Annotated in this window: 1 protein-coding gene; it reads right to left on the minus strand. The window is 35.9% G+C overall.

Going from position 1 to position 554, the window contains the following annotated elements; all coding sequences use genetic code 11:
* A partial coding sequence (locus BDE01S_RS11765; RefSeq protein ID WP_255265810.1) for a helix-turn-helix domain-containing protein occupies positions 1-422 on the minus strand: 422 nt, incomplete at its 3' end.
* Positions 423-554 lie beyond the last annotated feature (132 nt).

Below are 554 nucleotides of genomic sequence, written 5' to 3' on the forward strand. Positions count from 1 at the left end.
CGCTCAGAAATCTCCAATAGCATTTGAGCTTGACGTTTTAATGTATGTCGATCCTCAAGTTTTAATTTATGAAAAATGGCTAATAATTCTTCGTCTGCTTCCGTCAAATGTTTTTCAATACCATAACTGGCTTTGGGTTCCTGTAACTGGTTTTTTGCTTTTTGTGTACTTGAAGTTGAATATGCCGTAGCACTTACTTTTAGTGTTGGAAATTCTGGCTCAATTGAGAATAAAGCACTGACATTAATTCCCATGCTCAAAAAAGAGATTAATACATCTCCTCCCGGCATAAATACCCCTCGTTCATATTTTCCCCAAGTTTCACGTTCAATCCCTGCATTTTCAGCAGCTTGTGCTTGGCTTAGCCCTAAAAATTTTCTTTGTTCTTTCAAACGATTACCAAAAAGAGATTTAGAAATCACAAAATAATCCTTGCATAAGAGATTTAAAGGTCTCATAATTCCCGCATTAGTTCAGCATTAGAAAATATCTAGTGCATAAGTAATACAGTTTAACACAGCAGAAAGGGGCTATCTATGGCTTTAAGTGTTGAG

Origin of the sequence: Bergeriella denitrificans NBRC 102155 (assembly GCF_001592185.1) — a bacterium.
Lineage (GTDB): Bacteria > Pseudomonadota > Gammaproteobacteria > Burkholderiales > Neisseriaceae > Neisseria > Neisseria denitrificans.